This is a genomic window from Nostoc sp. (assembly GCF_036917535.1).
Classification (GTDB): Bacteria; Cyanobacteriota; Cyanobacteriia; order Cyanobacteriales; family Nostocaceae; genus Nostoc.
In genome coordinates, this window is record NZ_JBALDA010000100.1 from 70769 (window position 1) to 92532 (window position 21764).

General features: G+C 41.8%; 13 protein-coding genes and 2 pseudogenes. 5 read left to right on the forward strand and 10 right to left on the reverse strand.

What is annotated here, in order from left to right; all coding sequences use genetic code 11:
• Positions 1-159: 159 nt before the first annotated feature.
• Entirely contained in the window at positions 160-1125 is a 966-nt protein-coding gene (locus V7K56_RS33770; protein ID WP_334917991.1) for a quinone oxidoreductase family protein, read from the reverse strand.
• A gap of 280 nt (positions 1126-1405) precedes the next feature.
• Here V7K56_RS33770 and V7K56_RS33775 point away from each other — a divergent pair, with 280 nt between their 5' ends.
• Positions 1406-2326 (forward strand): AraC family transcriptional regulator, encoded by a 921-nt coding sequence (locus V7K56_RS33775; RefSeq protein WP_334917993.1) that lies wholly within the window; start codon positions 1406-1408, stop codon positions 2324-2326.
• 561 nt (positions 2327-2887) lie between these two features.
• Here the strand turns inward: V7K56_RS33775 and V7K56_RS33780 are convergent.
• From V7K56_RS33780 to V7K56_RS33795, 4 genes and pseudogenes are all read right to left on the reverse strand, one after another.
• Positions 2888-4129, reverse strand: coding sequence for an S-layer homology domain-containing protein (locus V7K56_RS33780; protein ID WP_334917995.1), 1242 nt, complete (start codon positions 4127-4129; stop codon positions 2888-2890).
• A 404-nt stretch (positions 4130-4533) separates the two neighbouring features.
• Positions 4534-5175: pseudogene (locus tag V7K56_RS33785) on the reverse strand (S-layer homology domain-containing protein); the annotation flags it as partial.
• A 1634-nt stretch (positions 5176-6809) separates the two neighbouring features.
• Entirely contained in the window at positions 6810-7523 is a 714-nt protein-coding gene (locus V7K56_RS33790) for a conjugal transfer protein TrbI (RefSeq protein WP_334917997.1), read from the reverse strand.
• Positions 7524-7925: 402 nt separating this feature from the next.
• Positions 7926-10262 carry an NACHT domain-containing NTPase gene (locus V7K56_RS33795; protein ID WP_334917999.1) on the reverse strand — a complete coding sequence of 779 codons (2337 nt, stop codon included), beginning with the start codon at positions 10260-10262 and terminating at the stop codon, positions 7926-7928.
• 161 nt (positions 10263-10423) lie between these two features.
• Here V7K56_RS33795 and V7K56_RS33800 point away from each other — a divergent pair, with 161 nt between their 5' ends.
• Positions 10424-10621 carry a hypothetical protein gene (locus tag V7K56_RS33800; RefSeq protein WP_334918001.1) on the forward strand — a complete coding sequence of 66 codons (198 nt, stop codon included), beginning with the start codon at positions 10424-10426 and terminating at the stop codon, positions 10619-10621.
• A 355-nt stretch (positions 10622-10976) separates the two neighbouring features.
• Positions 10977-14003: an SMC family ATPase gene (locus tag V7K56_RS33805; protein ID WP_334918003.1), complete on the forward strand. Its 3027-nt coding sequence runs from the start codon at positions 10977-10979 to the stop codon at positions 14001-14003.
• Between the two features lie 533 nt (positions 14004-14536).
• On the opposite strand, the pseudogene V7K56_RS33810 reads toward V7K56_RS33805, so the two are convergent.
• The 3 genes and pseudogenes from V7K56_RS33810 to V7K56_RS33820 all read right to left on the reverse strand — a co-directional run.
• Positions 14537-15184, reverse strand: a pseudogene (locus tag V7K56_RS33810) (DUF4114 domain-containing protein); the annotation flags it as partial.
• Positions 15185-15370: 186 nt separating this feature from the next.
• On the reverse strand, positions 15371-15625 hold the full coding sequence (locus V7K56_RS33815) for a hypothetical protein (protein ID WP_190875772.1): 255 nt from the start codon (positions 15623-15625) through the stop codon (positions 15371-15373).
• Positions 15626-15751: 126 nt separating this feature from the next.
• On the reverse strand, positions 15752-17170 hold the full coding sequence (locus V7K56_RS33820) for a peptidoglycan-binding protein (protein WP_334918010.1): 1419 nt from the start codon (positions 17168-17170) through the stop codon (positions 15752-15754).
• Positions 17171-17441: 271 nt separating this feature from the next.
• Between V7K56_RS33820 and V7K56_RS33825 the strand changes: the two genes are divergently transcribed.
• Positions 17442-19211, forward strand: a complete 1770-nt coding sequence (locus tag V7K56_RS33825) for an MHYT domain-containing protein (protein ID WP_334918012.1) — start codon at positions 17442-17444, stop codon at positions 19209-19211.
• A gap of 76 nt (positions 19212-19287) precedes the next feature.
• Here V7K56_RS33825 and V7K56_RS33830 read toward each other — a convergent pair whose 3' ends face one another.
• On the reverse strand, positions 19288-19797 hold the full coding sequence (locus tag V7K56_RS33830; RefSeq protein ID WP_334918073.1) for an SH3 domain-containing protein: 510 nt from the start codon (positions 19795-19797) through the stop codon (positions 19288-19290).
• 291 nt (positions 19798-20088) lie between these two features.
• Positions 20089-21600, reverse strand: a complete 1512-nt coding sequence (locus V7K56_RS33835; RefSeq protein WP_334918014.1) for an AAA family ATPase — start codon at positions 21598-21600, stop codon at positions 20089-20091.
• Positions 21601-21630: 30 nt separating this feature from the next.
• Here V7K56_RS33835 and V7K56_RS33840 point away from each other — a divergent pair, with 30 nt between their 5' ends.
• Positions 21631-21759: a hypothetical protein gene (locus V7K56_RS33840; protein ID WP_334918016.1), complete on the forward strand. Its 129-nt coding sequence runs from the start codon at positions 21631-21633 to the stop codon at positions 21757-21759.
• Positions 21760-21764: the final 5 nt, after the last annotated feature.

Consider the following 21764-nt stretch of genomic DNA (forward strand, 5'->3'; position numbering starts at 1 on the left):
TTGTTATCCATTTGCTCATCCGCCCAACTCAAGAAATATCCTCGTAGAGTCTTCGTATTTTCAGAAAGATTGACTGCCAGAGACTTCGATTCTCTGTCCCGTGATCCAGCGATTGTCTTCAGATAACAACGCCGCAATCGCGATTCCTTCAATCAGCTCTTATTCGCCGCTGACGCGCAACACGATTTTGCCCAGATAGTGCTGTTTCATCGCTGACTGCGCTTGTGCCGCCTCTTCTAGCGCAAACGTCTGCGCGATGTGAACTTGAAACTCACCCACGTCGATCAATCGGTTAAGTTCGTCTAATATCATCCGATTAGCGATCGCATTTGTCTTCTTGAGTTCCACACCGTCGGGCGCTTTGGGTTCGGGCATCACGCCGTTAGGAAAGGAGATGATCCCGCCTTGGTGCAGCAAACTCAGCGTAGATTGAACCTTGTCGCCACCCACCAGCACCAGCGCAGCATCGAAACCATCGGGCGCAAAGGCGCGGGCACGTTGCACAATGTCGTCGCTGTGTCCGTCCACTGCTTCATCGGCACCTAACTGTTGAGCCAATGCTACACCATCTGCACCCGATGCGATCGCGAAAACGTGTGCCCCCATACGTTTAGCCAGTTGCAGCGCGACGTGACCGACGCCACCACTTGCGCCCCACAGCATTAATTTGGTTTTGCTGCCTATCTCCAGCGCCTGCAAATTGTTTAGTGCTGTTATACCAGCAATAGGTAGTCCGCCTGCCATCAGCATATCGAGACTATTGGGCATCGGCGCGATCGTTTTTTCACAGACAACAACGTATTGGGCATAGCTACCGCCTTTGTCGTTCATGAAGCTCTGGGCGTAAACGCGATCACCAATAGCAAAGCGCTCAACGCCATCACCAATCGCAACAATAGTGCCTGCACATTCGCCGCCCAGCACACGCGGAAAGTGAACTTCGTTATACACCAGATCACCTTCACGCTCCATCTCATCCCAGATGCCAACTCCGGCGATCTCGATGCGAATCAAAACTTCGCCTGCGTCCACTGTAGGCACGGGTAAGGTGTTCAAAGTCAGCTTGTCAGCATGACCAAACTCGTTAACAGCCATTGCTTTCATTTCTTGGGGAGTGTTTTGCACAAATAGGTTCTCCTGCTAATTACTTGAATTGTTATTGAGGGTTTGGAGGCATAAAACTGCTGACAAAGTTTGTTTGGACAAATTGTCATTTCCTCCAAAAATTTTTTAATCGTTATTGTTCTCTGGACTCTTTAAAGTCTTGCTTGAGATGCTTTCATCCTACGAATTCGATCCAGCGTTTCCAATGCCTAAAGCTCTTTAATCTTTGCCTAATTCTCCAACATGGAACTCGAAGACCGTCTATAATCGGCTAGGGCGTTGAATGAGTTGAAATTTTACCATGACAGTCAAAATCCCCAATTCTGATGTCGTTGCAGATCAGTGCCAAGCGCTGGCGGCATTAGTGGCGCGGCACACCGAACCCTATGGCAACCTTGTCTATCCAACTGCGATCGCACCCTTAAGCCTTTCACGCTCAGATGCGTCCTCTGCCATTATCTACCAGGATTATGAACCGCGTCTCGCTATTCTGATTCAAGGCAAGAAAGACATAGTGTTGGGGGAAGAAAAGTATCCATATGAGGCAGGGCAATGTCTTGTTGTCTCAGTTGATCTCCCGGTCGGTGGGTGTATTGTTGAGGCGACAACTGATCAGCCGTATTTAGGATTAAAGCTGACCCTAGACCCAATGCAACTCTGTGAGATGGTTGCTCAAATGAATTTCAGTTCAGCGAAGAAAGAGAACTCTGTCCGAGGCTTGTTTGTAAGTAACGCTGATCCCACGTTGCTGGACTGTGCCCTTCGCCTGATTAAGCTTTTAGATACACCCCAAGATATTCCCATGCTGGCACCGATGATCATTCGGGAACTCTACTACCGTCTACTGATAGGGGAACAAAGTGAAGCCGTGCGCCAAATTGCTACCTCTGGCAGCAGTATGCAGCGAATTGCTGAAGCGATCAAACGGATCAGGTCTAAGTTTACTCAGCCGATGCAAGTCGAGGACTTGGCAAAGCAGATGAGAATGTCTACTTCGTCATTTCATCAACACTTCAAGCAAGTGACCTCAATGAGTCCACTTCAATATCAAAAGCAGTTAAGACTGTTAGAAGCTCGTCGCCTGATGCTGACGGAAGATTGTGATGCAACCTCTGCTGCCTACCAGGTTGGGTACGAAAGTCCCTCACAGTTCAGCCGGGAATATTCACGCCTGTTCGGTGCGCCACCGATGCGAGACATCGAACGGTTACGAACGGCTTGACTTAGACTTCTTTCAAGGATGGAATGAATCAATTCAAAATTCAAAATTCAAAATTCAAAATTAAATACAGCCACCCACAAGGGTTGGAGTTTCCACCGACCGAGTGAAACAAGGATTTTTTGTCCACGTTAGCGTAGCGGGACGAAGTCCGGGGCGAGGTTTTAAACCTAACTTTTTTCATAAAAAACAATAGAGCGATGTCTACGACAAGCCTATGCAGTGTCTACGCTTATGGTCGTGATGGAAAACTCCAACAAAGTCACCTGAAATCCTTATTCTTTCCTCAACTTTCAAAACTTTTCAATCTACTGAAAATACCAATCATTGAAATTATTTTTTTTAAGAATACCTGTAAAATTAGTCTTGTCTCACCTCTAAAGCGCTATTATCATTCTCATAAATTAATAAAAAACGGCGTAAAAAACTTGCTTAAATTAAATTTAGTTTAAGCAATTTTCTAAAAATTTTTAGTTTGATAATAAAAACTAGCGTAAATGCTATATACATACAATATACAGCATTTACGCTATTCTTACAATTCGACTTTAAATGTACTAATAACTATCTTAATGAAACCAATAAGTTTTGATTGATGGTCATTTGTAAATCGGTATTTGGGTCAATGGCGATTAAGTCAACACTCTTCTTACCGAAGAACAGACCAACCAACGCACCGATACCAGCACCACCCAAGACTTCTTCTGTGGCAATGGCGCGATCGCCAGTGACAGCAGATATCGCAGTTGCCGCACCTGCGCCCAATACAGTATTCTTGATAATTGAACCAACACTAGTACCCCTCTTGACGGTTTCAGTTTTGGTAATAACGTCAGAAGTAGCGTTGAGCTGATACTCTTGACCACTGGTCAAAACTAGTTTCTCGGCAACGAATTGAGAACCGCCTGTAGCAGGTTTTAGTTGACCAACAACTTGACTACCAGCAGGAATCACTACAGATCCGTCTTGCGTCACCACGTTTTGGGATACTGTCAATGTCAAGGGCGATGTTTCATCCTTTGTAACTAGAATTTTTTCCGCCTTGTCATACTTCACAGGAATAGTAGTCCCTTGGGCAATTGTCGCTGATGCAGGTGTTGGGGTAGTAGATCCGACAGCCACAACATAAGGCGAGTTAATTGCTGAGGCTTGATTAGAACTAACCAATGCTTGGTAGATAAAAGCTGCTACCTGGGCGCGAGTGGCGGTTGCAGTTGGATTTAGGAAGTTCACATTCGGATAGTTCACCACAATTTGCTTTTGGGTTGCGGCTGCGATCGGGCTACGGGCATAGCTAGCGATGTTAGAGGCATCGTTGAAGTATTGCAGAGTGCTTTCGGTATTACCGCTAGGAATATATGCCAGACCGTTAGCAAGAGAAACCAAAACCTGCTCGCGAGGAATAGCTTGGTTAGGCTCAAAGCGATTACCGGGATAACCAGATAAGAAACCAATAGTATAAGCTTGCTCAATTGCGCTGGATGCCCAATAGTTGCTAGGCACATCAGCAAAATTGATCGCTTGTCGTTGCGGTGCTTTTTGGAAAGCTTTGTTGACCATCGCGGCAAATTGAGCGCGTGTCACTGGTTCTTCTGGGCGGAAGCTACCATCAGGAAATCCGGCAATTACACCTCGCTGAGATAATTGTTGAATAAATTGTGCTGCCCAATAGTTAGATGAAACATCAGAAAAAGTCGTTTGAGCTAAAGATGGTGAAGCTGTAATGAAAGGCGTTACAGTCCCAACTGTGACGCTAAAAGCCATGAGTGCAGCTGTTCTAGATTGCCAACGATTTAAGTTAAACATTATTTTTTTGCTCCAGTTATATTATTTTTTACTGTTAATTAGTTAGACATTTACTAAAGTACAAGGTTCCTAATTTCTCTAGGTTTTGTCAAAACCATTACTTTAGTCATACAGTCATAATTAAAAATATTCATGCTAATATAAGTAATATAATCACCCTATTAACTCTTAGCAAGTTTTCCAAAAATATTAAGTACTAAGTGAGACGATACATAAATATAATAATTGCTGTTAAATAGAAAATTTTATGGTTAAAACTAAAGGCGATCGCACACTCTAGTTAAGGTAGCGATCGCCTATTAAATAACTATCTAAGTCAACAGATTCTAATTGTGACTAATACAGGTGTTGAAGTAATAAACCCGACAACTACTGTATATAGCGATTTAATTGCTAAGTTTTAATACGACATAGGGTGAGTTAATTGCTGAGGCTTGATTAGAACTAACTAATGCTTGGTAGATAAAAGCTGCTACTTGTGCCCGTGTAGCAGTTGCAGTTGGATTCAGTAACTTCACATTCGGATAGTTCACCACAATTTGCTTTTGGGTTGCTGCGGCGATTGGGCTACGGGCATAGCTAGCGATGTTAGAGGCATCGTTGAAGTATTGCAGAGTGCTTTCGGTATTACCGCTAGGACTATATTTCAGACCGTTAGCGAGGGCAACCAAAACCTGTTGGCGGGGAATAGCTTGATTAGGTTCAAAGCGATTACCAGGATAACCATATAAGAAACCAATGGTATAAGCTTGCCTAATTGCAGTGGATGCCCAATAGTTGCTAGGTACATCAGTAAAATTGATTGCCTGCCGTTGCTGGGCTTTTGGGAAAGCTTTGTCGATCATCGCGGCAAATTGAGCGCGTGTCACCGGTTCTTCTGGGCGGAAGCTACCATCAGGAAATCCGGCAATTACACCTTGCTGAGATAATTGTTGAATAAATTGTGCCGCCCAATAGTTAGATGAAACATCAGAAAAAGCAGTTTGAATTGGAGATAGCGAGGAACATCCCACTTTGATGGGTTTGTCTTGCAAAGGATAATTCACTGGCTCACAAACAAAACCTGCTGACTTAGCCTGTATAACAGTCCGCGTTGGCGGATTTTGTTGCTCTGGCTGTGATTTCCAATCGTCAGATATTTTTTCAAGAGTGGGATGCTTACTTAAAAACTCTGAGTCTGCAACAATATCGTGAGTTCCCTTAACACTTATCTTAGAACTATTGAAATAGATGTTATAGTCATAAACAACGTTTTGGTTTTTAGTATTATTATTAATATTTTTATCAGGTAAAGCATAGAGAATGTTCCTGAGAATTTTGACATCAGATGATGTATAAGCAAATATTTGCCCATCATTAATTTCTGGACTCTGATTATTGAAAACAGCTGTGTTATTTACAATATCAACATGATCGCTTAAAAATGCATGAATTCCCGATCCACCATTATTATATGCAAGATTGTTTTGAACTAAAGTACGTCCTTTATATGCACCCAATTTTGAGATACCTTGATTTTTTGTACTATCGATGATAATGCCATTACCATCTGTAATCCTTCCGACTGCAATCCAAGGGATATACATGCGATTGTTGTAAGTCTTGTTGTTAGTAACAAACATCTTGTATCCCTGGTTGTTGTCAGAATTCCAATTATTCAACATTGAAATACCACTAGAGCCAAAAACACTATACCAGGCATTATTAAATACTACATTATTATCTATTGTCACATAGTCTGCTTGAATCGCTGAAATACCTGCTCCTCCACAGTCATGCACTTTGTTATTTAAAATACGGATGTGATGAACATGACCATTGGTTCGTCCATCAACACTGATACAGTTTCCATTGGTCAGTGGGTTTTGTTTGTTAGTCTTCTGACTCATCGCATAATCAAGGGTTATATTGGCATTGTTTCCCACAACCTCTAGCCCGTTGATCTCGATATATGAAGCTCCATTTGAAATCGCGATCCCATTCCATGTATTGTGCTGAATTTTTGGGAAATGACCAGGATATGCTTTATACTTAATCCATGCATTTGCAGTTCCAGAACGTTTAATATTTACTACACTCCCAGCTTTGCCTGTATTTGTGTATACTCCGTTCATAATCAACACTGTATCGCCAGGGTTGGTAAGGTCTGCTGCCTTTTGAATTGTTCTAAAGGCGGATGAAGTAGAGAGTCCGCTTTTATTGTCGTTTCCATTACCACTAACATAGTATGTTTTCGGTGTTGAATTCTTGCTGATTAGGTTGTCGTGGTTGGATAGGCTCATTTCTTTGTTTGTGGATATCTGACGGACGTTTTCAACTAAAGATACTTTTATACTTTCTCCCTGAACCAAAAGACTTAATACTACGGGAATTGCAAGATATGTACTTAAACCGAAACCTTGAATTACCACAAGAAAAGGCTCCTTGATCGCTACTACTTAACAAAAGTATCAGGATATTCCCTAATTTTGAATACTCTTTTAGATACAGAATACAATAGAGCCAACTTTTAAATAAGTATTCCAATAAATATTGATACTGATTAAGACGATATACAGGTGGAATAGTTGCTGTTCAATAGAAATTTTTATGGTTAAAAATAAAGGCGATCGCACACTCTAGTTAAAGTGGCGATCGCCTCTTAGGCATGATTAAATTCACAACTTGAATGAAGTTAAATTTAGTAGCGAGATTGTGGTACTAAATTCAAGTTAGAATTCAGTGTGAGCCTTAAATCCTGTTCAGGTCTGAGGACAAAAGCATCTCTTTCTTTTTTCCGCAAAAGTACACTCGCACCTGCACCCGCAGCCGCACCAATAACAGGTTTTAAATCGTCAATTTTACTGTTGCCAGTAACTAGTGAACCTAAAAGACCAGCACCCCCACCAATAGCTGCATCAGTTAAAACCTGATTTGTGCTGGGCCCCTGTTTAACTCTTTGAGTTGTAGTGTATGTCCGAGAAGTTGCGTCAATTGACTGACGCTGACCATTAGAAAATTCTAATTCTTGAGCGACAAACCGCACGCCTTTTCCTTGGTTATCATCTCTATCTCTGGAATAACCATCTAAGTCAACAGGTTCTAACCGTCCATTTACTTTAGTACCAGCAGGAATTAAGACATTTCTATTTCTATCGATAATGTCATTGGCAATTCTCAAGGTTAGAGATTTACTTTCCCCAGGAGCAATAGTAATTGTCTCTTTATCGTAGGTGACAGGAAAAGCAACTCCAGAAGGAATAGTAACGTTTCCGTATTGCCCAATTCTGTCTTGGTTAATTCTATATTGTGCATTAGCAGGAGCCAAGCTCAATAGGGGACTAATGACGGTTGTAGTAACCGCCATTGCCATAAGTGCAGCAGTACCAGATTTCCATTGATGTATGCGAGTCATAAAAGGGTTATCCTTTGTATATGTGATGTATGTAATGACGAGGATTCACTGAGTTTGTTTCTGACTGTTTTTAAACCTGTCTATAGACGTATACAAGTACTTATTATGATGGGAAGTTTTTGCGATCGCTTAGGTATAGCCGCTTGTAGACATCGCTTTTCAGAATTTGTATTCTGCTAATGTGCGTTACTAAAATCAAAGGTGAAAAGTTTACACGACGTAAATGAGTATCATTTTGTTCCAGAATGCTGTTTTATTACTCATGTCCACATATCTAAGCTATTGAATAGAGGCGAATAGGTTGACTGTGAACTCTTACTTCCATTCTAGATTTATTTGCTAATATTTGTGAAACGTTTTCACTTTGGTTAACGAATAATTAACTATTTATTATATGGGTATTTAAGATTGCTGTTGGCGCTGTTTAATCTCTGCGATCGGTAATAGCAAGGTATCTTCTATTTGCTGTCGCACTTCCCGGCTGACATAACAATCACTATTTAAGTAATCTACCAGTAATTGATTGGCATCATAATACTGTTGAAGCAATTCCTTTTGCTCGTTATTGAACTGCCAATCATGACCGATATTACGATATTTAATCATTACTATTCTTAATTCTTCACACCAAGCCTTCCCATTAGCTAACCACCATTTCTCAGATTCTTGCCGATTATGTCTGTTTGGTAGTTGTTCTCGAAGTTTTTGCAGCAAATTCTTGAGTTCTGGATCGAGGGAGAGGTCGAGAGAGAGTGAGAGAGAAAGGGAGAGAGACAGAGAGAGGTCGAGGTCGAAGGAGAGAGACAGAGAAAGAGAAAGGGAGAGGTAGAGGTCGAGGGAGAGGTCGAGGGAGAGGTCGAGAGAGAGGGATCGGGAGAGGTTGAGGGAGAGGTCGAGGGAGAAGGATCGGGAGAGGGCGAAGGAGAGGGATTGGGAGGGAGATCGGGAGAGGGAGAGCAAGAGGGAGAGGTCGAGTGATCGGGAGAGGGATCGGGAGAGGTCGAAGGAGAGGTAAAAGGCCCTTAGTGCTGCTGGTTTATAAGAAAAATTAATGGAAAGAGATTTTTCTCTTACCCACAAAATAAACTGCTGCAATCTCGGATCATCAGTCAATATAAAATCAATTTTCTCTTTGATTAACAGTAATAACCGATCTGCACTTGGAGACATCCCAACCGCCAGCAAAAAGACTTCCCGCCAGCGTTTCTCAGTAATATGGCTAACAAGATTTTGCAGTGCTTCCTCTGATGACTGTCTCACAACCACAAATTCTCTCGCTGTGAAATACTCATGAAATGTGAGGTGAGAAAATGAATAAATCTTTTTCGCTCTTGCGACAACTAGCCCATGATGATGCTCAATCGAACGTAAAACTTGCTCACTGTCAAGTTGCAATGCTTCTTCATCGGTATTAGCACCGGGTAAATTGCGGATGTATTCTGTAATGTATTGTTCTGCTACTTTCTGCTTAAAGAAATATTCACTTCCCTCAAAAGTAGTTAATGCAATTTTGCTAAGTAAATCTTCTTTGCGTTGGACTGATAGCTTTTTGTAAATCTGATCGCGTTGAATTCCCCGCTTGGCATCCCATTTTTTTAATAACGCATCCAGTCCTTCTTTGTATAACTCAGAACGATTTGCAGGAAAATCTCCTGACTCTTCAAATGCTAAACAAAGTAACGTCAGCAGCAGAGGACTTGCAGCAAGTTGTTTAATGCGGTTATTTTCTTTGAGACGTTTGATAAAAGTCTCTGGTTTTACAGCTTTATCCTTAAACCAGTTATTGGTAAAGTTGGAAATTTGGTCATCGTCAAAATCAGCAACTTCCACCTCTGTGAACTTCTCAAAGGTATACTCCCGTGCTGCAATACGACAAGTCATCACAAACTGATTGTTTGGGAAACGGTCAGAAAACTCACGAATTTCCTTTAAGATGCGGTTACTATCCTCTTCTGTAACCTCATCCAACCCATCGAGTAAAACTAATGCCTTGCCATAGGTTAGTACATCTCGAATAGAAGAGATAGGATTTATTATCTCTTCAGTGATATATTGCAATAATCCAGGTTTATTTGCAGCTTCTGCAAAGTTTTTGAGGGTAACAAAAATCGGTACATGTTCAGCCTGAAACTCACCTCCAAGACACTGAATTGCTAAATACTTTAAAAACGTGGTTTTGCCTGCACCTGGTTTACCCAAAATCATCAGCTTGGAATATTTTTCAACCGCTTCCAGTCCTGGCAATCGTTTTTCAGTAATTCTGTTGAGTCCAAAGCGATCAAAATCCTGGCTTTCACACTGTTGTAATAATTCATCAATGCCTAATCGCCGCTGTCCAGTGATTTTATCCAAAATATTAACGCTGGTATAGATGTCATTTAACCCAATGGGCTGAGTCATATCTAGCACTCGCATTGTACCGCAGCGTTCTTGAATGAGAGGTTTTGTCTTTTCGCGTACTCCTTGGACGATCGCATCAATATCAATGCTATTGTCTTGATTCACCTCTTCTTTAATAACTGGTTCAGCAACTATTTCTTCCCACTCTAGGTCTAGCCTGTCACAAATCTGGATAAAGAGATTGCGGTCAACAGGTTTACCTGTAAAGAATTTTCCGATCGGCTGGCGAGTTACTTCTAACTCTTCAGCTAATGCCTTTTGAGTTAAGGAATAACAAATTAAAGCTTTTTTTGCTTTTTGGATACCTTCTGGAGAACAGGAAAGCGATCGCCCGTACATAAGCTAACCATCACACTTTTGCTGATTCTAACTACCAATTTGGCATTCATGCTCATCGCATACACAAGTCACTCATATCACCAACCTGTATTTAAGCCTAGAACAAACACTCACCTGTCAAAGTATAGATGTAGTAATTCTAACGATTTGGGAGGGAGTCAATGTTATCCAAGAAGTTTCCTTCAAGAGATGAAGTGCTGGCTGTTGTAACACTGATTATGGTGATTGGTTCTCTCACTATTGCGGTTATCGACGAAAAGAGTCGCCCTCCATTTTTAGATTTAACCAAATTTGCTGTCGGTACATATATTGGATTGTTGATACCTCGGTCAAGGTCAAGCGATCGCGATCGCAATTAGCCAATGACAAATTCTTTCTTGGTGACTATTACAAACCTAAATAATTCCTCAGAGACAAGATCCCTGACAACTTCTAAAAAGTCAGGGATCTATAACTTTTAATTTTCACAAATCAAATAAGAACGTTTTCTTTTCAATCAACAAAAAAAATAACGAAAAGCTTCCAGAAGAGTTTCATTTTTCTTTGAAGACAGTAAAACTTTTTCATGCAACAAGAAAAATTCACTCAGATAATTGTAAATTTTTGTAAATTTGATGTCTTTAAGACTAGAAACCTGATATCTAGATAGCTAAACTAACAAACAGTGCATCTGTACTGTTAATAATTAAAAGTAGATGTGGCGCTATAGCCTGAATGATCCCAGTACAACTTATCCTCAAAAACTTCCTTAGTTACCGTGATGCAACTTTAGATTTTGGCGGTTTGCATACGGCTTGTATTTCGGGTTCCAATGGTGCGGGTAAATCTTCTCTTTTAGAAGCAATCACTTGGGCAATTTGGGGTGAAAGCCGCGCCACTGCCGAAGATGATGTCATCTATTCTGGGGCGAAAGAAGTTCGGGTTGATTTTACTTTCAAAAGTAACCAGCAAAAATATCGGGTGATTCGTACCCGAATTCGGGGAGGTACTAGTGTCCTCGAATTTCAAATAGAAATACCATCTGGGTTTCGCTCACTCACTTGCAAAGGGGTAAGAGCAACCCAAGATTTGATTTTAGAACACATCAAGCTTGATTATGATACTTTTATTAATTCTGCCTACTTACGTCAAGGTCGCGCAGATGAATTCATGCTCAAGCGTCCCACAGAACGCAAAGAAATTTTAGCGGAGTTATTGAAACTCAATCAGTACGATGATTTGGAAGAACGGGCAAAGGAATCTTCTCGTCAGTTCAAAGCCCAGGCAGTAGAGTTAGAGCGTTCTTTGGAGTCGATAAAAATTCAGCTGCAACAACGCCAGATCACCCAAGCGCAAAGAGTGGAATTAGAAGCTGAACTCAACCAACTGCAACAGGTGCAAGCTTTTGATAATATTCAATTACAAAGTTTGCAAGTTGTCCAGCACCAGCGCCAAAATTGGGAACAACAACTCAATTTTGTAAAGCAGCAATACCAAAATCTTACCCAAGATTGCGATCGCCTCCAACAAGAACAATCAGCTATTGGCTCTCAGCTAGCAGATTTAGAAAAAATATTACACCAAGAAGCTGAAATTAAAGCTGGATACGCCCAATATCAAAGTCTCCAATCTCAAGAAGAAGCCTTTGCAGTCAAATTTGAAGAACACACCCGCGCTGGGCAGACTCGCCAACAAAAGCAACAACAGCTTACCAAAGAAATTCACGAAATCGAACGGCAACTGCAACAAGCCCAAGCGCAGCTAGAAGCTTTGCAGCAACAAGAGCGAGATATTCAACAAACTTTAACTAAATCAGGTGAAGTCGAAGCCGCTTTATCACAATTAACCGCAGCTCGTCACCATGTTGCTCGTTTAGATCAACTGCAAATGCAAGTGACTCCCTTGTTGCAACAACGAGCAACTTTACAAAGTCAACTTGATCGCACTCATGCTGGTTTAGTAGCGCGACTTGAACAACTGCAAAGTACTGAGAACCAATTGCAACGCCAGCACAGTCGCCAACCGCAACTGCAACAAGCGGTGATGGATGTAGCAATTCAGATTGAGGAACTGGAGAAAAAACGAGTTTATCTGCAACGAGTCCAAGAAAAAGGGCAAGAAAGGCGACACTTTATCGAACGTTTGCAAGCTCATCAACGAGATTATGAAAAACTGCTGGGAGAATTAGAGCAAAAATTGCAAATGCTGCAAAATCCTGAAGCACTTTGTCCATTATGTGAGCGTCCACTGGATGAACATCACTGGAGTCGAGTGGTAGAAAAAACCCAAAGTGAGTTAGAAGATACTCAAGGGCAGTTTTGGGTAGTGCGGGAACAATTGGCTGTGTCTGACAAAGAAATTCAGACACTCAGGCAGGAATATCGCGATATATCTCAACAGTTGGCGGGCTATGATGGTTTACGCGAACAACGGGGACAATTAGCAGCACAGTTAGAAGCGACAACTGATGTGCAACAACAGTTACAACAAATTGCTGATGAAAAACAGCATTTAGAGCGATCGCTCCAAGCTGGTGATTACGCTCCCGATAAACAAGCCGAACTTCGGCAGCTAGAGCAATACTTGCAACAAGTTAATTATAGTGAACAAGACCACGCCCTCGCCCGGAGTGAAGTTGAACGATGGCGATGGGCAGAAATTAAACAAGGGCAAATTAAAGATGCGACTAAGCGACAAGCGCAACTATTAGCCCGAAAACCAGAACTTCAATCCCAAATTGCTCAATTACAAGCCAAAATCCAGCAGGATCAGATTGATTCTGAATGTGCTAAACAAATCGCGGCCCTTGAGCGTCATATTGCCGAAATTGGCTACAGTTCTGAACAACACAACAATCTCCGCATGGCTGCAAAGAAAGCTCAATCTTGGCATTTGCGGTATCAACAACTGCTATCAGCCCAGCAGCAGTATCCGCAACTCCAGACGAGGTTGCAAGAGTTAGAGGAGTCTAGAAGCGCCAGAGTAACGGAGCGCCAAAAACTCGGCAGCCAAATAGAAAGCATTATCCAGCAACTACAAGCAACAGCTAACCCATCTGCCCAAATTCAAGCTTTAGAGCAGCAGTTAGCAATCCGCAGACGGCAACTTGATGAGCAGATAGCCAAGTTGGGGCGTTTAGAACAGCTGGCGCATCAACTGGAAACGCTGCAAATTCAGTACGAACAACAGCAGCAGCAATTACAATCTTGCAAGCAGGAATATCGTGTTTATCAGGAATTAGCGCAAGCCTTTGGTAAAAATGGTATCCAAGCACTGATGATTGAAAATGTGTTGCCGCAACTGGAAGCTGAGACAAATCAACTACTTTCGCGGCTGAGTGGAAATCAGTTTCATGTACAATTTATTACTCAGAAAGCTGGACGCAGTGCTAAATCAACCAAGAAAAACGCCAAACTGATAGACACCTTAGATATTTTAATCGCCGATTCTAGAGGAACACGAGCTTATGAAACTTACTCAGGTGGAGAAGCTTTTAGAATTAACTTTGCCATCCGTTTGGCTTTGGCGAAATTATTAGCGCAACGGGCGGGGGCGGCGTTGCAATTGTTGATTGTAGATGAAGGTTTTGGTACACAGGATGCTGAAGGATGCGATCGCTTGATTGCCGCGATTAATGCGATCGCTTCTGATTTCGCCTGCATCCTCACTGTCACCCACATGCCTCACCTCAAAGAAGCTTTCCAAGCCAGGATTGAAGTAAATAAAACTCAAGAAGGTTCGCAGTTGAGCTTGTCAATTTAACAATTCACTCTAAAGTATTAATTCATGAATCTTCATCGCCCGATCACGAGATGATGAGGTTGAAGCAATTAAGACCTTACGCACTGTATATTATCATGTCCTGTTAAAGACTTATTATTTAGAGGGCAGGGGAGCAGGGAGCAGGGGGAAAGAGGCTTTTGGGATTTTTGCACAGATACAGTAATCATAAGTGATTAGCCGGACATGATATAACTAGGGTTTTTGCTGTATCAAGAAAACCAAGTTTACTTATACCAATTCTCTATGAAAATGCGCCTAATTAATTTAAGACATAGCAAATTATATGCAAGAAAACCTCTGCGTACTTTGCGCTAACCTCCGCGTACCTTTGCGTTGAAAAAAAGCTAGGAGTTGGCGTTCCAGAGATTTGAGTATAGTGTGGGCATTTTCCAGTTACAATAAAAATGCTTGATGTACACCATTGTTATGAGCGATCACACCTGATGTTTTTCTTTTCAGAGCGATGTCTACGACGGGCTACGCCTACGCACTTCATCCCAATAGGTATTTAATCACCCAGGAATCTCCATCTCGATCGGATTAAATTGCACAATGATATCGTTGAAATCACGATCGCCACCACCAAGTAAATCTTCAAAACCAAAGATATTATCACCCAGCAAGCGAATGTGATCGTGTTTGTCGGAGTTAGCTCCTACAAAAGGGAAATAAACTGCCGGAGCATTGGAATTATTATCTAAAATAGCATCAGGTTTCCCATTAACAATCAGAAATGGTGCAAAGATGCTATCAGCTACAAAACTACCAGTATAAGTAGCCGTACTTTGGTTAATAACTGTTAAATCAATACCTGCCACACGTCCACGTACAGCCGCTTGAGTATAACCAGACTGTCCAGGAAAAATATCTGCTTTGCTATCACCATTGGTATCAATTCCACCATTTTCATCAGCAATCTGATAAAATCCCACAAAGTTATTAAAAGCAGCTTCTCGATAGACACTAAAATTAGCTGTTACTGGTGTCGTTACGCCCTTTAAATCAATTATTTCTGCTTGTGAGTTACCTTGCAATTTTGCACCTAGAGGTACACTTTGATTGCTACTTTTAATTTTCACCACCAAATCTTGAAAATCATTAGTGCTATTACCAGTACCATCTTCCCAAGCTATACGAAACTCGTCATTGCCCAAATTGCTGCATATCGCCGACGGTCTTTCTCCGACAGAGATTCATAGTAAGATTGAATCTGCTTTTCTATCATTGGAGAGTAAATTTTCATTACAATACTGCACCCGCTATAACCACCTCTTCAATCTACTATGCTTTGTTCTCAAATTTTGCACTTTATTTAATCCACATTCCTCAGCATCGCTAACAAGTCTCTAACTTTCTTGATTGCCTCGCCTTAAATAGCGGACTTCTTCTAACAAAATATTAAATCTTTGATCGTTTTCTTGTTGTCGCTGCTTCATTAATTCCATATCTCGCTGGCTTTGAGCAGCCACTTGTAACAAAGCTTGAACAGTTACCCTCAGACCATCAACACTGTCACGCACCTCACTAACGCTTTCGCGCAGTTCAGTAACACTGGAAGCCAATTCATCCAGCATTTCATCCGTCCATCTCTCAACCGTCATTTGATTTTTCTAACCAAATTTAATCTCGTTTAGTTTGATTCTACTTTATGCTTTTGTTCGCGTTGAAAGGTTTGGGTCTGAATAACCCATACTCTTGATTCTGAATTCTGAATTCTGAATTTTTCTTCAATTGTATTTTACCCGTGCATCCAGACCTAACGAGCGGAGCTTTTTCGTTAGCGTTTCTGCTTGGGCGCGATCGCTAAATGCTCCAGCATTTACATAATCTCCTAAATTGGATTGCTCCGCGACAGCATTGGGTATATATTGTTGCACTTTACTCAGAGTATCATTACTAGAAATGGGAATTATTACTCTGTAAGGATTATTAGCAACTAATGTATTGCCATTGGTAATAGGTACTACATTGTCATTGGCGGGAGGTAATGCATAGCGATTAGTGTCAGCTAATACATAATCATTATTTTGAGTATAATTGCCCCCATTTGAACCATTCAACCCCAATGCTTCCCAAGTTTGCCAATCTACATTTCCAGTGGAATTAATTCGAGAAGATTGCTGAAATGCAATCACAGATTGTCTAGTGTAATCGTTGAAAAGTCCATCAGGATTGGTATTAGAGAAACCCAACTGCACCAAACGTTCTTGAACTAATCTGACATTTTCTCCGCGATCGCCTACAGTTAGATAACTTCTACCTGGTTGTTGAATACCACCTGTAGAAACTCTACGCACTGAGTCCAAAACTTGGGCATTAGCAATGCCATCAACACGTAGTCCATTATTTCGCTGGAATGCAATTACAGCTTCTCTAGTCATTGGGCCAACATTCCCAGTCGCATCAGCATTTAAATAACCTAGCTGCCGCAAACGCACTTGCAGTTCTCTGACTTGTTGAGTGGAAAGACTCGATCTCCCTGAAGTCTGATAGGAACCCATTAGTGCGTTCCAAGTTTGTCGATTCACAATTCCGTTAGCAGTTATGCGATAATTTCGCTGAAATGCAATTACAGCATCTTTAGTAATTCGCCCAAAATTCCCAGTAGGTTTAGCATTAAAGTAGCCTAACTGCCGTAGACGCTGTTGTAATCTTGTGACGGCTGCACCAGTTTTGCCTTGAGAAAGAGTAGGATATTGACCAACTGGCCGCGATGCGCCACTGATATTTCTATTGGAACTTCTACTTTGACACGCTCGTTGCAAGGCTTGTTGAGTACTAATACCTACAACTCCATCAGCCGATATTCTATTTGCTTGCTGGAATTTGATCACAGCATTTTGAGTCAAGCTAGCAAACTTACCTGTCACCGGACCGTTAAAATAGCCTAACTTTTTTAAACATCTCTGGCTATTGCTAACTTCAGGCCCATTACTTCCTATTTTCTGAAGTGCTAAAGCTTGCCCAGCAATACTCACAAGCCCTGTAATCAGAGCCACAGACAAAAAACGCATCGCTGCGCCGCTAGATAACTTTTTCCAATTTAAAAATTTGAAATTAGCTACGGTAGGAACAACCTTGACGCTTTCGGATGCCTCGTAGACTGAGGCGAGCTTGGTTAAATAGCTATCTACCCCTGTTTTCACTTGCTTTTTTCAAGTTATGGCTATGCAAGATTATACCACTTACTCTGTATTATGTTTGTTTTTAGTATGATTATTTACAAGAAATTTCCCAAGCTGATATGAAATACAAGCTTCTGAGGGGGAATAATAAGCAATGTAAAGCTTTCGAGGCTTGTTTTCTATTTGCCTGACAAAATTTTTGCTATACCCATTTGGGTTTCGAGCATGAGCAACGCAGACAAATAGTGGGTCTAGTCTTGCTTGCATTGAATCGCGGATAATATTCAACCTAATGCTCCACGGTATCTACGATATTCGCTTAGTCTTATTTTCCGTTGTCATTGCCATGCTTACAGCTTATACCACACTTGATCTAGCTATAAGAGTAACAGACGCTAAATCGCAGCAAAGGTGGTCGTGGCTGCTAGGGGGAGCGATTGCAATGGGAATCGGTATCTGGGCAATGCATTTTATTGCTATGTTGGCGTTCAGTCTGCCAATTCCCATTGACTATGACTGGTTAACAGTTTTGATTTCGGTGCTACCTGCAATTTTTGCCTCTGGATTAGCTCTGTATCTGGTTAGCCAGCCAGAATTTGGTATTTTGCGGTTGTTGAGTGGTAGCCTCCTAATGGGCACAGGAATTAGTGCAATGCACTACATCGGTATGGCTGCTATTCGTTTACCAGGCAAAATGTCCTATGACTTGAGTGTGGTTGCACTCTCGATTGCGATCGCTATTCTCATCTCACTGGTTGCTCTCTGGTTGGGGTTTAACCTCAGAGCTAATAGTACACTAACAGGACGCTTTTTGAGGATTGGCAGTGCAATTCTCATGGGTGCTGCCATTCCATCAATGCATTACACAGGAATGATGGCTACCCATTTTTCAGTCGTCGAATCAGTCGAGTTTTCGGCAGTTGATACCGCTGCAACCTATTGGATAGCTACGATTATTGGCTTATTCACATTACTCCTTCTAGGATGGACGCTGCTCACATCTTTTTTCAACGAACAATTGAGTGTTCAACTAGTCAAAACAGCTGATCTTAAAGAAAACGAAGAACGTCTCAAACAAGCCTTAGAAAACCAAGAAGCACTAGCTGCTCTAGCTAAGTCTCGGTCTGAAGAATTAGAGACAGCTATGTTAGCACTTCAGAAAGCTCAATTGCAATTTATTCAAACAGAAAAAATGTCCTCTTTAGGACAAATGGTAGCGGGAGTTGCTCATGAGATTAACAATCCTGCTAACTTCATTTATGGAAACCTGTTTCATACGGAAACTTATCTGCGACAACTCTTAGAATTAATCAATACCTATCAGCAACATTATCCAACTCCAGTGCTTGCGGTTCAAGCTCAAGTAAAGTCTATTGATCTACCATTTTTGCTAGAAGATTTACCTAAACTACTCAACTCAATGCAAGTCGGAGCCGAGCGGATTAAACATATTGTAGAATCCTTGCGTAACTTTTCTCGTCTAGACGAGGCACAATTGAAGGCTGTGGACATCCATGAAGGGCTGAATTCGACACTGCTCATTCTTCAGAACCGTATCAGTTATGAGCCAAATAATCGACCAGAAATTATTGTAATTAAAGAATATGGTGATTTACCCTTAGTTTATTGCTATCCAGGACAGTTGAACCAAGTTTTTTTCAACATATTGACAAATGCTATTGATGTGTTGCAAGAAAAACTTACTACTAATATAAAACTACAAGCAAGCTTCACACCTTTGATCCAGATTAAAACAGCCGTTCATCAAGTCGGTTGGGTCAGCATTCAGATTTCTGACAATGGTTATGGCATTAGCGAAGACGTACAACATAAAATATATGATCCCTTTTTCACAACTAAACCAGTTGGACAAGGAACTGGTTTAGGGTTATCAATTAGCTATCAAATTGTCGTTGAAACACATGGTGGTAGGCTCAACTGTATTTCTACCAAGGGACAAGGAACTAATTTTAAAATTGAGCTTCCAATTGATACATTGATACATACTTCATGTTGTATAGGAAAGCAATCTCAAGTAGTTCCAGATGAAGCTATTGAGTAGACACTTCTCATTTTTGATCTTGCTTTCCTGTTTGTTATAAATTTTGTGAATCTTCTATTTGCTCTGATTTATTAGGCTATTGTTGATCAACTTTTTCAGTATTACCTGCTTTCACCCAACCTTCTTGTTCGCTACCTTCCAAACGGATCTTTTGCCAGGATTTGTCGTCGCTTTCTTGCAAAATAATAATTTTTTGATTAAAACCAACTCCACCAATCTTTTCAGATTCTTGATTTGGTTGCGATCGCAAACTCAAGCCTTCAGCCCAACTAACACGTCCTCGGTAAGCTCCCGCTGGCAATGGTTTTGATGATGGTTTCGCCTTTGGTGATTCTGTGGGAGTAGAGGTTGAGCTTGGAGATGATTGAGCCTGAGTCTTAGGTGTAAGGGCAGATTTACCTCCTCTAGGCTCAGTTGCTTTTGGAGCTTGGGCTTTCACCGAGGGACTATCGTTAGAAAAAACGGGTTTGGCGGGGGGTATGCCGGTGCGATTCATAAAATAAAGTGCAATTGCAGCACCGCCACCTATTAACACAGCGATCGCTAAGAAAAACCCCAATATAAACTTTGTTAAGCCAGACAACATAATTAAAACCTGATTATCAACAGTCAAGAGTGAGGGTGAGCCAGTCATCTGCGTATTTTCCTCCCATTGAGGAGAGTGGTGTTGAACTGGCTCTCACGGATTACAAGTAGAAAAGCAAGTAACCCATTAGTATAAGAATCAATAGTCCATAATAATTCATCATTAACTATTGACTTTTGACTAACTCATTATTGTACCTATGCTGAATAGACATCTAGTGAAATTAAATATGCATTATCGAGATCCCTTGTAGAGACATAGTACTGCTACGTCTCTACATTTTTTTGGGGTTCACGTAGTGCGCCGGAGGCGTTCGCTCAAAGGACTGTGTTTGGATGCTAAACGCGCTCTCCCAGCAGCAGCCCATTCTTGGAGTTGCTGAATTTGCTCTACGGCAGTTCGTGCCAAGGGTATAATCTGACTGGCTGCTTCTAAAATGTCATCGGTAGCAAAGTCGCGGTTTTGGCTAAATCCAATATGCATCGCTTCAATTAAAGTTTGCTCAATCTCAGCCCCAGAAAAATCGGGCGTTTCATAGGCTAACCTTTCGATGTCATAACTTTTTAAGTTATGGGGGCGCAATCGGGATAAATGAACATCATAAATTGCTTTTCTCTCTTCTTGGGTGGGCAATCCCACAAAGAAAATTTCATCAAATCGCCCCTTACGGAGCATTTCCGGCGGTAAAGCTTGGATGTCGTTGGCGGTGGCGACGACAAACACGGGTGAGGTTTTTTCAGCTAGCCAGTTAATAAAAGTGCCAAACACACGGCTGGCTGTTCCTGCATCACCTTTGCTACCAAGTCCGGCAAAGGCTTTATCTATTTCATCTATCCACAAAATACAGGGAGCAAGAGCTTCAGCTACTTGGATCATCTGGCGAGTCCGAGATTCTGATTCACCTACCAAACCACCAAATAACCTGCCCACATCCAAACGTAGCAGGGGTAAATGCCAGTGATGAGCGATCGCTTTTGCTGTTAACGATTTACCAGTCCCCTGAATACCCACTAACATTAAACCACGGGGGTGCGGTAATCCGTACTGTCGCGCTCGATTGGTAAATGAACCACCCCGACGAATTAGCCAGTCTTTCAAGTTATCCAGTCCGCCAATATCAGAAATTTGCTCAGTGGCGGGGTAGAAGTCCAAGATTTGGGTTTGGCGGATAGTTTGGCGTTTTTCTTCCAAAACTAGATCCACGTCTTCTGGTCGCAATTCTCCGTGGGTAGCGATCGCTTTTGCCAAAACCCGGCGAATCCGTTCCATCGAAAGTCCTTGACAAGAGCGCACCAAATCATCTAAAACTTTTCCAGAAAGGGAGTTACCAGTACTTTGTAGTAAGCGTTCTACCTCAGTTTTAATTTCTGGGGCGGCGGGTAAGGGAAATTCGACCACTGTCAACACTTCGGTTAAATCGTCAGGGATGGCGATGCGTGGCGACAGTAAAACAATATTTTTTGGTTGCGACTTGAGGAGTCGGGACAAGTTACGGAGTTTGCGGGCGATCGCTACATCATCTAAAAAGCGATGATAATCTCGTAGGATCAATACCGCAGGTGCGGAAGCTGGTAATTTTTCGATGAATTCTAAAGCTTGCAACGGGTTACGCCGCCCAAAGCCAATATCATTGGGGTTTCCTTGGTAGCCATCGACAAAATCCCAAGTATATACTGGGCGATTACCTTGGTTGGTTGCTTCTTCTCGGATAGCTGCTTCTACCCGCTCCTCCTCGTATGTGGGAATATAAATCAAGGGGTAGCGGGCACGTAGCAGCAATTTAAACTCTTCACGGAAGTTCATATATAGCTGTGGTTATTTGTTCTTCTCTCATTGTTCAGGTTTGTATCGCCTCTAACAACTAAAAAACCAACATCTGCCTGTAGCATGGCTGTTGGTGGTGCGATCACTCTATGTGAGATATTCCTCAAGGGTGAGCGATCGCTCGGTTGCGGTGATTGAGATTA

Bases quoted from the DNA above. Each gene is read 5' to 3' on its own strand.
- V7K56_RS33775 (WP_334917993.1), top strand. From the start codon at position 1,406: ATGACAGTCAAAATCCCCAATTCTGATGTCGTTGCAGATCAGTGCCAA.
- V7K56_RS33780 (WP_334917995.1), bottom strand. From the start codon at position 4,129: ATGTTTAACTTAAATCGTTGGCAATCTAGAACAGCTGCACTCATGGCT.
- V7K56_RS33790 (WP_334917997.1), bottom strand. From the start codon at position 7,523: ATGACTCGCATACATCAATGGAAATCTGGTACTGCTGCACTTATGGCA.
- V7K56_RS33795 (WP_334917999.1), bottom strand. From the start codon at position 10,262: ATGTACGGGCGATCGCTTTCCTGTTCTCCAGAAGGTATCCAAAAAGCA.
- V7K56_RS33800 (WP_334918001.1), top strand. From the start codon at position 10,424: ATGTTATCCAAGAAGTTTCCTTCAAGAGATGAAGTGCTGGCTGTTGTA.
- V7K56_RS33805 (WP_334918003.1), top strand. From the start codon at position 10,977: ATGATCCCAGTACAACTTATCCTCAAAAACTTCCTTAGTTACCGTGAT.
- V7K56_RS33815 (WP_190875772.1), bottom strand. From the start codon at position 15,625: ATGACGGTTGAGAGATGGACGGATGAAATGCTGGATGAATTGGCTTCC.
- V7K56_RS33825 (WP_334918012.1), top strand. From the start codon at position 17,442: ATGCTCCACGGTATCTACGATATTCGCTTAGTCTTATTTTCCGTTGTC.
- V7K56_RS33830 (WP_334918073.1), bottom strand. From the start codon at position 19,797: ATGTTGTCTGGCTTAACAAAGTTTATATTGGGGTTTTTCTTAGCGATC.
- V7K56_RS33835 (WP_334918014.1), bottom strand. From the start codon at position 21,600: ATGAACTTCCGTGAAGAGTTTAAATTGCTGCTACGTGCCCGCTACCCC.